This is a genomic window from Deltaproteobacteria bacterium (genome assembly GCA_016178705.1).
Classification (GTDB): Bacteria; Desulfobacterota; Binatia; order HRBIN30; family JACQVA1; genus JACOST01.
Genome location: JACOST010000013.1, coordinates 86,267 through 98,971, shown reverse-complemented (window position 1 = coordinate 98,971; position 12,705 = coordinate 86,267). Strand labels below are relative to the sequence as shown.

Here is a 12,705-nt window from a genome sequence, read left to right as displayed (position 1 = left end):
ATCGCTGCCGCGGGGATGACGAGCGTACGAGGTGGAGTTCGTCGCGCTCGGCGGGCACACGGCTGCGGTCGTGACCCTTGAGGCATCACAAGTTCGGGCGGTCTAGAGTCCGCCGCCTCTTGGGTTCTCATCTGACTCATCAATGCTCTCCCCTCGCCCCTCCTGCGCTGCGCATTCAAGGGACAACTGTGGTAGGAAGGCAACATGGCCTCGAAGGCACACAAGAAGACCCGGCCGCTTCCCCCGCAATCACGCAACCGGCGCACACCACGGCTTCCAAAGCCTGACTCAACGGCCCGTCCCATCTGGGAGATTATCGTTGAACTGGGCGCTTCGGTTCCGGAGTCCGAGTGGGAGAAGGTTCCTACCGACCTCGCGAAGAACCTCCACCACTATCTTCACGGCGCACCCAAAGAAGAGGAATGAGGAAGGTCTTCGCGGACACCAGCTACTGGATCGCCCTCCTGAATCCGCGCGACTCGCTCCGCGCTGCTCCGTGTCGAGTAACGATTCGGACTGCGTTGGCTTATCGGCCCGCTGAAAAAGCGAGGGGCCCTTCGAGACGGCGCTTCGCGCCTCCTCAGGGTGAGCGGAAAAGTGTTATGACACGCGGAAAGAACCGCTCATGCTGAGGAGCGCCGAGAGGCGCGTCTCGAAGCATGCGGGGTTTTTCAACGGGCTGCTATCGTCGGCTCAATATGCGACGTGTGCTTCCAACGTGCCGGCCTCGGTGCGCACCACGGTCAGTCGCGACATGCACGGCATACAGTAGACGCGGTCGCCGGGGCGCAGTTCGCGGGTCGAGCGGATGACCACCTTGCACACTGGACAGATGACTTCGTTGGGCGCGAGCGCGTCGCCGATACCCTTCCACTTGCGGTAGAAGCGCCGGTACTTCTTCGGGACCTCATCGAAGCCGGTGTCCTCTAGGATGTAGCGCTGGCGCGCTTCCTCGGCGGTGATGGGTTCCTCACGTTCGATCGGGTCGAGCATCATACGAACCCCAAGCGATCGACCGATTCGAGATAGGCGCGTCCGAGCCGATCCTGCTCGCTGCGTTCCAAGCCGATGTGGCGCATGGTTTCTTCCAACGTGTCGAGCACGAGATGATCGAGTTCCTTCTTCACCTGCTCGATGCGGGCGCGAATGTGCGGCGACTTGGCGAGTCGACGGCCGAGTTCGTTTTCGCCGAAGCCGATGTGTCGGCGCTCGTCTTTGATCACGCTCTGCAACACCTCGCGCGTGATCGGATCGGCGTCCTGGGCGTGGCTGTGGAAGACGGCGAACTCGAGCGACTCAAGGATCACGTTCTGCGCGAAGATTGCCGCTTCCCAGTCTTTGCTCGCCACCAACTCCAACAGCCGTCGTCGGAACAAGAGTAGGCTGCGGCTGGCGCGCCGTTGGACTTCGGCTTCGGGATCGCTCACGCCGAGATCGCGCAAGCGATGCTGAAAGACTTCCAGGTGGCGCCCCTCGTCCGCCACTTGAGTGGACAGAAAGATCTTGGCGAGTCGATTGGGAGCGATGGCGATCAAGCCGCTGGCGCCTTCGAGCGCCGCGGTCTCGCCAACGCAGTAGTTGCACAGCACGGTGATGAGACGATCGCGCTCGACTTCGGTCAACAGCGCCTCGGCGGTCTCGGGCCGGTGTCCGTAGGTGAGTCCGGACAGGTAGCCTTCGACCGCCTGAAACCAGAACTCGAAGGAGTGCACCTCTTCGAGGAACTCCTGCGGGTCAAGGTCGTGGATGTCGCGTGGTGGCGCCGCGGTTGGACTCGCCGGCATCGCCGCGCCTCTCACGGTCGGACTGGAGTCTGATACTCGATGCCGATGCGGCCCAAACGCGTCTTGAACTCCTTCAGCACAGTATCGGCGAGGACATCCTCCATTTCCTCCGGTTGCATCCGCCCGAGGTCGACGCCTTGCCACTGCGCGTGGACACGCTCTTGTCCGATGTGCTCCATCTCGGCCGCTGCCCGGTTGTTGCGGAAGGCGTCGGCGAAGGTCGCCAGCATGTAGTACGACATCTCCTTCTGCATACGCTCGACCTCGGGCTTCTTCTCGGGATGATCTTTGATCAGCGTGCCGATGCGGTTTTCACCGAAGCCGACGTGACGTCGCTCGTCGGCGATGGTGCCGGAGAGCGTGTGCGCGAACTTCGGGTTCACCGGCTGATTCATCGCGTACATCATTTCGAAGACGCTGAAGGCCATGCCTTCGAGCACGATGTTCTGACCGACGACGCCCGCGACGAAGTCCTTCTTGTCGACCTTTTCGAGCAGGATCTCGGCGAACTTGACCAGGTTGGGATTGGCCAGTCGCTTGATGACATCCTCGCGCTCGCTCCGGCGGACGCCGAGGTCGTAGAGGCGGTGCGTGAAGATCTCGACGTGACGAGCCTCGTCGAGCGTCTGGGTTGCTAGAAATCGCTTGCTCGCTTCATCCGGGGCGGCATTGATGAGCCCAGAGGACGCGGCCAGCGCGCAGCGCTCGCCGACCACCAACTGCACGGTGGTGCGGATGGTGTCTTCATGCAACACCGGGTTGTTCTGCAACAGCTCGGGCTCCTGTTCGCCTGAGCCGTGCCCGTACTCGGTGTTCATCAGGTACCCTTGCGGGCAGGACTCGAGCCAGTTCTGGATCGAGTAGGCGGACAAGAAATCGGCCATGGTTCTCCTCCTCTGAGCTGAGTCAGCTCGCGTGAGCGGTCAGCGATTCACATTGGAGGAGGTTGCAGCACATCGCGCGCCAGGCGTACGACGTAATATGCGCTGGCGGGCGCAGCGTTCCTGGCTTTGCATCGGCGCGAATTCCGGCAGGGGGTTTTCGCGCCGATGAAAAAGCTGACGCCGAGTTCAGATTGCGCTACGCGCTGCGCCGCCAGAATTTCGGGGCAAAGAAGGCGAGCCACGCCAACGAGCCGACGAGCCAACAGCCCGCTGCCCATCCCAAGTGCGCGAAGTAGGTGTTGCTGGCATCGGCGGCCACCCGTCCAGCCATCGCCAGCAGAAAGCCGGCGCCCAGCACGATGACTGCGCGCGGCCGGCCAAGCGCGAGCTGCTCGAGACCAAGATGGCTGAGTGCCACGTGAGTTGCCACGCCGAACGCCATCAGGCCGAAGCCGCCAATGAACAGAATGTGAAGCGCCGGGACGCGATAGTCGGGCGACAACGCCGAGGCAACCAGCCCGAACGGCATCAGCCACACCGACAGCCACACTAGTCGGCGATGCAAGCCGGGCTTGCCGGGTGCACGCCAGGCGCCACCGCCGGCGAGCAGTCCGCAGGCAACCACGGCAGCGCGCAACAATGGAGCGGCGCGCAGCCAGCCGGCTTGTTCCAACACCAAGCTCGCGAAGATGACGACGCCGGCGCTGCCGTACAACAGCGCCCGCCAGGTCTCGCGCGGCGAGGAGCCGAGATCCGGCGGCGGCGCAGCGCCTGCGAGCAATGGCAGCACCAAGCTGCCCACGCCGACGGCGAAGCACAGGAAGACGCCTTGCTCGACCAGCAACCGCCCGAACCCCAACTGCCACGCCGGCGCATCGCTGGCGGTGGACATCGCGATCAGCACCGCGCCGCCGATGCCCTGCAGGACGCCTATCGGAATCAGCACGAACGCCGCGGGCGGCCGGCGACCCGCTTCGCGCCCGACGAAACGGCGCACGGCGAACTGCAGCAACAGCACAAACAGCGCTCCGTACGCGCCTTCGGCGATCATCCACTGCTCGGCGACCGCCGCCGCGGTCGTGGTGATGAGGGCGGTAGCTAGCGCCACGATCTCGATCGCAGAAGCGGGAGGAGTGCCGGTGCGGCGCGGCACCGCGGTCAGCAGAAAGCCAATCGCGAACGCCATCATGAACGCCTGCATCTGCACCACGCCGTGAAACATGCACGAGTAGCTGCTGGTCACGCCGATGGCGTACAGCAGCCAGTGGCCGATGCCGACCCATGCGAGCACCACGCCCAGCGGGAAGAAGATTCGAAACGGCTCGCCACGCCAGACGCTACTCGGCAAGCCAATGAACGACTGCTCGGTTTCCATCGCTCCCTTGCGCCCTCCTCATCGTCAGGCATCGCATGTGATCCGCACCAAGTCCAAGGCCAGAGCCCTGGCTTTTTTTGATCGTGCTGAGGTATCTTCCCGCGCCAGAGGAGCGATGTCTCGCACGCACTGCGTAGCGCTGTTCACGTCGATATCCTGCATCGCCGCGCTCGCGCTCGGCGGTCTCGGCGAACCCGCCGCCGCGCCTGCTTCGCCTGCGGTTTCGACGCAGTCGGTGTCGACCCGCTACGGCACGCTGCCGCTAACCTTTGAACCGAACCAAGGGCAGGCGTCCGGTGACGTTGCGTTTCTTTCCCGCGGCCCCGGCTACACGTTGAGCCTCACAGCCAAGGGCGTGCTCGTGTCGCGGCCATCGCATCGCGCGGTTGCCGAAGGCGATGGCGAGAACCGGTGGCAAACGGCTCGCATTCGTTTCGCCGGCGCCGACCTCGCGCCAAAAATCACGGGCCTCAACCAACAGCCGGGTACGACCAACTACTTCATCGGCAATGACCCGCTTCAGTGGCAGACCGACATTCCCAACTTCGGCCGCGTCGCCTACGGGGGCGTCTATCCCGGGATCGATCTCGTCTTCTACGGCAACCAGCGACAACTCGAGTATGACTTCGTCGTCGCGCCCGGCGCCGATCCGCGACGGATCCGACTCTCCGTCGTCGATGGCGTGGGCTCTGAAGCGACCGCCGGAGTCGTGCGCATCGACGACACCGGCAACCTCGTCCTCCATCTCGCCGACGGCGACCTCACCTTCAAGGCTCCGGTGGCGTACCAGGACATCAGTGGCACCCGTCGTCCGGTTGCGGCGCGATTCGTTCTCGCCGCGGCCGCACTCGATCCGACGAGCACCGCTGCCGATTCAGGACGAACCGAGATCGCATTCGCGCTCGGCGCTTATGATCCCACGCAGCCGCTCGTCATCGACCCTGTGTTGATCTACTCGGGCTACTATTTCGGCGGCGCCCACTTCGACGTCGGCGCCGGTATCGTCGTCGATACGCAGGGCAATGCCTACATCACCGGAACGACGCCGATCGGCCCGGACCCAAACAACTCCCACAACGTCGCGTTCGTCGCTAAGCTCAATCCGGCGGGCGATCATCTCGTCTACCAAACGATGCTCAATGGAGCCAAGGGATGCGTGTTCTCGGTAGAAGCGTTCGGCGAAAGCATCGCGGTCGATGCGGCCGGCAGTGCGTATGTGACCGGATGGGTCTGCGCCACGGACTTCCCCGGGCAGGACAAAGGCAAAGGCTACGATGACGTCTTCGTGGTCAAACTGAGCCCCGCCGGAGACAGCATCGTCTACTCGCGCCTGCTCGGCGGCACCGAGCTCGATAAGGGATTCGCCATCGCGGTCGACGGCTCCGGCAACGCCTACGTCGGCGGCATCACCTACCCCCACGGCAACTTTCCGACCACCGGTGGCGCGTGGCAGCCGCAGCGCATTGGCGAGAACGACGACACGTCCCCTCCCCCGGATGGCTTCGTCGCCAAGCTCGGGCCGGACGGCGCGACGCTCTGGGCGACGTACGTCAGCGGAGGGCTCGACGACGAGGTCTATGGCGTCGCCGTCGATGCGCAGACACCGCCCAATGTGTACGCGTCGGGCATTACGAACTCGATCGACTTTGCGACCACCATGGGGAGCTTTCAGACCCATGTGGCCGGCACGCAGGGTAAGGCGGACGCGTTCGTCGTGAAGCTGAGCCCGTCCGGCGCGCCGGTCTACTCGACTCTCTACGGCGGTACGGGCAGCGAGTTCGAAGGCAACTACCTTCGGATCGGGGTCGGGCCAACTGGGCGGGCCTACATTGCCGGTTCGACCAGTTCTGTCGACCTGCCATTCCCGCCCCCGCCAGCGATGCCCTTCAACACCGTCGCCCCTCACATCGTCGGTGGATTTGCGGTTCCAACAACCTTCCTCGCCGTTCTCAACGAGACCGGGTCGGCATTGCTCTACTCGACCTACCTGGGCGCAGGCCAAGTGCGCGGGATCGCCGTTCGGTCCGATGGCGTTGCCTACGTCACCGGCCAGACCGTCTGGCCGGACTTTCCGGTGCAGGAGGCGATCCAGGGTGCCGACTGCGTCGTCGGCGGCATGCTCAGTATCTGCGGCAGCGCCGCCTTCGTGAGCTGGGTCCGGCCGGAAGGACACAGCCATGCGGATCTACTCTTCTCGACCTATCTCGGCGGCAACGGCACCGACTTCGGAAACGGCATCGCCATCGACGCGGCGGGGAACGCGTACGTCGTCGGCAACTCGTCATCGACGGACTTTCCTCGCGCCGGCCTTCCGACGCAGGACAACAGTGGCGGCGACGATGTGTTCGTCAGCAAGATCGCCCCGAACAACGTCGGCCCAACGGCGACGGTCACGCTCACGCCGACCCGCACGCATACCCTCACCCCGACGCGCACTATCACGCCGACACAGACGTTCACGGTTACCGTGACGTGGACACCATCAGTGACACGAACGCGGACGCCGACGCAGACGGTCACTGTGACGAGCACGCTGACGGGGACCCGCACGAAGACCCGCACCACCTCACCGACACCAAGTTCCACGCCGACGCCCACCCCGGTGCTGTGCGGCGACGGCCACGTCGATCCCGGCGAGGAATGTGACGCCGGCGCGCGTAACAGCGACACCGAACCGAACACCTGTCGCGTGCTCTGCGTCCTGCCGAAGTGCGGCGACCACGTGCTCGACGACAAGCCGCCCTTCAACGAAAACTGCGACGACGGCAATCAACTGGACGGTGACGGTTGCCCGAAAACCTGCAAGCTGGCGATCACCCTGCGCCCGTATCTCATCCTCGGTAAGGGGCTGTGCGACAACGCGCCGGTACCGATTCAAGTGACTGACAGCAACGGACACGACGTCAGCAACGATCCGGACATCGAGTACCAATGGGTTCGGGGCACCGTCGCGCCCAAGGTTCTCGACGCCGCTCTCAAGAAGTTCGTCCAGAAAGTGGTGGAGTTGAAAGAAGGCGAGACGGCACCGGTGGTGAAGACGGCAAAGCTCGATGTGGTGCAGGGCGCCGGCGGCACCACCGTGCAGTTCACGCCTGGCGAAGAAGGCCTCGGCGTCAACGTGCTGCGCGCCGTGCGCATGCGCAACGGCGTCGAAGTGGCCAGCACCAATATCGCCTTGGTGATCTCGGGCATGAAGCTCGCGGAGCAGACCGGACTCGAGATCGAGCCGGTCTCGCCCCTCAACTTCGTATCCGGCGCCATCACCGATGCGCTCGGCAAGGAGGTCGCCGATCCGCCCATGATTCTCTTCAGCCACGGGCCACTGTGCAACGGCGAAGCCGACTTCATCGGCAGCGAGGGCTTCGTGCGCGTGAAGAGCATCAGGTTCGACTTCTTCGGCGGCATCATCGAGGACGTCAACCTGATCACCGCAATCCAAGCGGTGATCGGTGCCATCCCGTCCGCGACGGGCCCGCTCGGCGTTCTCGCCAAGGCGGTCGAGAAGGGCGTGCCGTACATCGCCAGTCAGTTCCTCGATTTCGAGGTGAGCTCGAAGGCGGCGATGGATTCGGAAGAGGCGAGCGGGCGCACGCAGACCGAGGACAACGTCATCTCCGTCACGGACGGCATCACGGTCAACAAGCCCTTCTTCCGCGGCGTCGTCACCGCCAAGAATCCCGGGCTCTCGGCCGTGCAGGCGACGCTCAACCTCGAGAAGCTCTGCCTCGGCAAAGCCGATGATTCGGTGCTCGTCATCGTCGGCCCCCAGCTCGACAAGGTCGAGATCCGCAACGAGCCCGGCGGCTTCGAAAGCCCCATCACGGTGCCGCTCGGCGGCAACCGCACGCCGCATGCGGTCGCCATGCTGACCGCGGTCGCGGCCAGCGGCCCGCCGCAGGTCCTCGCCTTCGATCCGGTCAATCTCACCGGCGACACGGCTACGAAGTTTCGCCAGAAGATCGAGGGACTCATCCCCGGACTCGACAAGATTCTGGCCGACATCGGCGTACCCATCAACATCGTGGTGCCGCCAGGAGCGGTGCTGGAAGGCGATCGCAACACCTACCGCGGCGGCAACGTCTACTTCCAGATCCAGCTCACCTACAATCCCTTCCAGGGAACGATCACCGTGACCCAGCTGCGCTTGCAGACGAGGATTCCCAACATTCCGTTCGTGACCAAGTGGCAGTCGACGTTCCCGCCGGATTCGGTCGTCACCATCGACCAGAGCGCCGCCACCACGACCGGGCTCAAGCGCGGGAACGGTCAGATCCGCGTCGACGTGTGCCTGCCCTTCCTCACCGGGCCCGGGAGCGACCCAGCGGACGTCGAAGAAGTTCGCGTCAGCGGTGACGACATCGTCGTGCTGCCCTTCAAGTACGATGACGAGAACGGCAACGGTCACTACGACGGCGACGAGAAGGAACTCGCCGGCTGGGAGATCGCTGTCCTCGACGCCTACGGCGCCGAGGTCGCCACCTGCATCACCGACGGCACGGGCAGTTGCGTCATCATCGTGCCGAAGGAGCGCTTCCCGAAGGAGACTAAGACCTTTCAGGTCGGGGAGGTGCCGCAAGAGGGATGGAGCTTCAGCGGCCAGTCTCCCAATCCCCCCGAAGGCTATCCGATCGCCACGACCGCCGCGATCGCCGTGAGCTTCGGCAATTTCCGCGACATGAAACTCACGGGCATCAAGTTCCACGATCGCGATGGCGACGGTCTCATGGGCCCCGATGAGCCAGGGCTGTTCGGCTGGCAGATCGAGTACATCGATACCTTCGGGAAGGTGCATCGCGCTACCACGGATCCGGATGGCCGCTATGAGATCTCGATTTCCCTCGACTCGTTGCAGGGAGACCAGGATTACGTCATCCGCGAAGTGACGCAGACCGGCTGGACGCCCACGTTTCCGGCCAACGGCGTGTTGCCCAACGACGTTCCGCAAGTACCGGTGCGCAGCGGGCAATCATTGACGGTCAACTTCGGCAACTTCCACGACATCAAGATCCTCGGGCGCAAGTTCGACGACCGCAACGGCAACGGTATGCAGGATGCCGGTGAACCCGGTCTACCCAACTGGAAGATCGAGTTCGTCGATACCTTCGGCCGCGTGCGCCGCGCCGTCACGGACGTCGATGGCGACTATTTCTTCCGTTTGCCACTGGGCATCTTCAAAGGTCCGGGACAGGCGCAGGTACGCGAGGTTCATCAAGAGGGCTGGGTACAGACCTTTCCGTTTGGCGGTGGCCCGCGCGATTTTCCCGATGCTACCACCGGCGCGCTGGTGAGCGATGGGCGCTACGAAGTCAACTTCGGGAACCGCCAGCTCCCGACGCCGACACGCACCGAGTCCCCGACGCCGACGCATACACCCGACGAGCTCACCGAAACACCCACGGAGACGCCCGAGGAGACCGAGACCCCGACCGAAACGGAGACGCCAACTCCGACACCGACCGCGACTCCAACACCTGCCAGCATCCTCACCGGCATGAAGTACGAAGACGTGAACGGCAACGGCCAGCGCGATGTCGGCGAGCCGCGCCTGCGCGGCTGGGTCATCTTCCTCGACGACAACCTCGACGGCGTGCTCAACAACGCACGCAGCGGCGACGGAGTCTGCGACGCCAAGGCGGAAGAGGAGTGCAAGTTCACCGACGAGAGCGGTGTGTACGCCTTCGTTGTCGGCGCCGGATTCTATCGTGTGCGCGAGGTGCCGCAGCCCGGCTGGGTGCAGACCAGCGCCGACCCGCCCGACATCGTCGTCGAAGGTGACGAGATGATGATGCCGCGCGCTGGCCATCCGGCGCAGGCACCTCGCCGCCTCGCGGCGGGGCAGTCGTTCCAGTTCCTCGACTTCGGCAACTTCCGCCTCGGCAACGTGCCCGGCGCGGCGTTCGAGGATCGCGATGATAACGCGCGGAGAGACTCCACCGATCCCGGCCTCGCCGGCTGGACGATCTTCACCGACGACAACGAGAACGGACACCTCGATGAGGGTGAAGCCCGTGTCGTGACCGGCGCGGACGGCCGCTATCTCTTTCAAGGGCTCACCGCGGGCCGGCACGTGCTGCGCGAACTGATGCAGTGTGGCTACCGCCAGACTTTCCCCCTCGGGCATGGAACCTACGACCTCGATATCACGAGCAGCGGCGGCGTGAGCGACAAGGATTTCGGAAATCAACCGCCGAGCGCGATCCCCGGCGACAGCAACCGCGACGGCCGCGTCTCGGCTGCGGACTTGACCGCCACGAGCATGGGGCTCGCCGGCGGCCGGCAACACCCGCTGATGGACGCAAACGAGGATGGGGACATCAACGGCGCCGATCTCGGCGCGACCGCATCGAACGCGTTTGCGTGCGGCGCGCTGTTCGCCCTCGTTGCGCCGTTGCCGACGGAAACGCCGACCGCGACGAGCACTGTGTTGGCGACCTCTACGCCCGTGCCGACCAGCATGCGCACGGCGACGCCGACAGTCACACAGACAGCGACCGCGACGAACTCGCCAACCCGCACCGCCACGTTCGTGGGCAAAACATCAACGCCGACGAAGACGGCGACCGGCACGGCGACCCGGGCCACGCTCACTCCGACCAAGACACCGACGGTCTCTCTCGCGTGCAGCATGCCGGCGACTCCGCTCGCGATTCCCGACGGCAGCGCGACCGGAATCAACGACACGCTCACGCTGAGCGACACGGCGCTCATCACCGATCTCAACGTTCGCCTTGAGATCGAACATACGTGGGTGGGTGACCTCGTGGTGTCGCTGACGCACGTGGACACCGGAACACGTGTCGTCCTGCTCGATCGACCGGGAAAACCGACGAGTGACGATGGCTGCGGTGCGGAGAATGTCGACACGATTCTGGACGACGAGGCGGGAGCGTTGGCGGAAGACGCGTGCAACTTCTCTCCTCCCGGCATCGGCGGCCGCCTGCGGCCGTCCGCTTCCCTCAGCGCCTTCGATGGCGAGCACTTGGCCGGACAATGGCGGCTGACGGTCGCCGACGAAGCCACCGGCGATGTCGGCGTCCTGATCCGTTGGTGCCTCGAGGCCAACGGACCGGACGTGCCACCGCAGCCGACGCCAACGCCGACGCCGCCTGCCGACCGATTCACGCAATGCGATACGCTGGTCGATCCTGACGCGATTCCGGACAATAGCGCGAGCGGGATTGCCTCCGACATCGTCATCGCCAACGGCGCCGGCATCACCGATCTGAACGTGTTGGTCGACATCTCGCACGACTGGGTTGGTGATCTCGTCGTGCGGCTCACTCACGTCGACACGGGCACAAGTGCGGTACTCATCGATCGTCCAGGACTGCCGGCTCTTCCGCCGGACGGGTGTGGCGGTGCGGACATCGTCGCCGTGCTCGACGACGAGGCGCCGACCGCGGTCGAAGACGAATGTTCCGACGCCTTCCCGGCGATCAGCGGTGACTTCATCCCGAACAACCCGCTGAGTGTCTTTGATGGCGAGGACGCCGCCGGCGCGTGGCGCCTCACGGTTTCGGACAACGCTCTCGGCGACACGGGAAATCTGAACGCGTGGTGTCTCGGCGTGAACGAGTCACCGGTTAGCGGGTCGATCTCGCTGGGAAGGCGAGCCATCCTGCGGGCGCAACAAGCCCTGGCGCGCTGCCATGTCACTGATCACGACCGCGTCGGCGCCGACTAGGGTTGCGTCTCGCAAAGTCCGGTAACACCGCGTGTCGCAGTAAGCGGAACACCCTTCGCTTTCGGGATGTCGCGGAAGGCGGTAGGGTGCCGGCAGCTTTGAGGGAGGCGCCAATGAGCTTAGTCAACGACGTTTCGAGTTTTGCGGCCACCATCGTGCGCCTGGGTCGCGGCCTGACGCCGCGGGTGACTGCCGAGCGGCGTCCCGAGCCAGCGCAGATGCTCGAACTCTATGAGTTCGAAGGGTGTCCGTACTGCCGCAAGGTTCGCGAAGTGCTCTGCGAGCTGGATCTCGACTACGTCGTCCACCCGGTCGCGCACGGCAGTTTACGGCGTGATGCGCTCAAGCGGATCGGGGGAAAGGTACAAGCGCCGTATCTTGTCGATCCGAACACCGGCACCAGTATGTACGAGTCGGACGACATCGATGCGTATCTCAACCAGACTTACGGTGCGGGTACGCGCGCCGGCTGGTCGTTGCCGATCCCGAGTGTGATCGACAATCTCGGATCATTTGTCGCGAGCGCCGTGCGCGCCGGTCGCGGGTCACGCTGTCGCAGTCTGCCGCGGCGGCAGCGTCTCGAGGCGCTCACGCTCTACAACATGGAAGGCTCGCCGTACTGTCGCAAGGTGCGCGAGGTACTCAGCGAGTTGGATCTCGAACATATCATCCGCAATCTCCCCAAAGGCAGCCCGAAGCGCGCAGACCTCGTGCAGCGCGCCGGCAAGATGCAAGTGCCGTATCTCGTCGATCCCAATACCGGCCGGGAGCTGTACGAGTCGGACGACATCATCGAGTATCTCGAAACACTCTACGGGCGCGGCACGCGGATGCTGAAGTCGGTTGCAGGCGAGCAGCCGTCCCCGGTTTCCGAGGGAGCCGCCACGTAGTGTCGCGTCTCGCAAACGTCAGTAACATGCGATCTTCTCCGAACCGTAGGGGCGATGCATGCATCGCCCTCCGTCGTCTCCGCAGTGG

General features: G+C 64.5%; 7 protein-coding genes. 3 read left to right on the top strand and 4 right to left on the bottom strand.

Annotation, left to right across the window (positions count from 1 at the left end; translation table 11 throughout):
• The first annotated feature begins 31 nt into the window (after window positions 1-31).
• A complete protein-coding gene (locus HYR72_07805; protein MBI1814865.1) occupies window positions 32-106 on the top strand; it encodes a hypothetical protein in 75 nt (24 codons plus the stop codon).
• A gap of 587 nt (window positions 107-693) precedes the next feature.
• Here HYR72_07805 and HYR72_07800 read toward each other — a convergent pair.
• From HYR72_07800 to HYR72_07785, 4 genes are all read right to left on the bottom strand, one after another.
• Complete coding sequence (locus tag HYR72_07800; protein MBI1814864.1) at window positions 694-996, bottom strand: hypothetical protein; 303 nt, start codon at window positions 994-996, stop codon at window positions 694-696.
• Window positions 993-1,784, bottom strand: coding sequence for a long-chain fatty aldehyde decarbonylase (locus HYR72_07795; protein MBI1814863.1), 792 nt, complete (start codon window positions 1,782-1,784; stop codon window positions 993-995). The genes HYR72_07800 and HYR72_07795 overlap by 4 nt, the downstream gene beginning before the upstream one ends.
• Before the next feature lie 11 nt (window positions 1,785-1,795).
• Window positions 1,796-2,668 (bottom strand): ferritin-like domain-containing protein, encoded by an 873-nt coding sequence (locus HYR72_07790; GenBank protein MBI1814862.1) that lies wholly within the window; start codon window positions 2,666-2,668, stop codon window positions 1,796-1,798.
• 196 nt (window positions 2,669-2,864) lie between these two features.
• A complete protein-coding gene (locus HYR72_07785) occupies window positions 2,865-4,043 on the bottom strand; it encodes an NnrS family protein (GenBank protein MBI1814861.1) in 1,179 nt (392 codons plus the stop codon).
• A gap of 115 nt (window positions 4,044-4,158) precedes the next feature.
• Between HYR72_07785 and HYR72_07780 the strand changes: the two genes are divergently transcribed.
• A complete protein-coding gene (locus tag HYR72_07780) occupies window positions 4,159-11,727 on the top strand; it encodes an SBBP repeat-containing protein (protein MBI1814860.1) in 7,569 nt (2,522 codons plus the stop codon).
• Window positions 11,728-11,840: 113 nt separating this feature from the next.
• The gene (locus HYR72_07775) at window positions 11,841-12,617 is read left to right on the top strand and encodes a glutathione S-transferase N-terminal domain-containing protein (GenBank protein MBI1814859.1); all 777 of its coding nucleotides are present in this window, start codon (window positions 11,841-11,843) and stop codon (window positions 12,615-12,617) included.
• The last annotated feature ends 88 nt before the right edge of the window (window positions 12,618-12,705 follow it).

Excerpts from the sequence above, each read along its gene's own strand:
- HYR72_07790 (MBI1814862.1), bottom strand. The coding sequence starts at position 2,668 with ATGGCCGATTTCTTGTCCGCCTACTCGATCCAGAACTGGCTCGAGTCC.
- HYR72_07775 (MBI1814859.1), top strand. The coding sequence starts at position 11,841 with ATGAGCTTAGTCAACGACGTTTCGAGTTTTGCGGCCACCATCGTGCGC.
- HYR72_07800 (MBI1814864.1), bottom strand. The coding sequence starts at position 996 with ATGATGCTCGACCCGATCGAACGTGAGGAACCCATCACCGCCGAGGAA.
- HYR72_07795 (MBI1814863.1), bottom strand. The coding sequence starts at position 1,784 with ATGCCGGCGAGTCCAACCGCGGCGCCACCACGCGACATCCACGACCTT.
- HYR72_07780 (MBI1814860.1), top strand. The coding sequence starts at position 4,159 with ATGTCTCGCACGCACTGCGTAGCGCTGTTCACGTCGATATCCTGCATC.
- HYR72_07785 (MBI1814861.1), bottom strand. The coding sequence starts at position 4,043 with ATGGAAACCGAGCAGTCGTTCATTGGCTTGCCGAGTAGCGTCTGGCGT.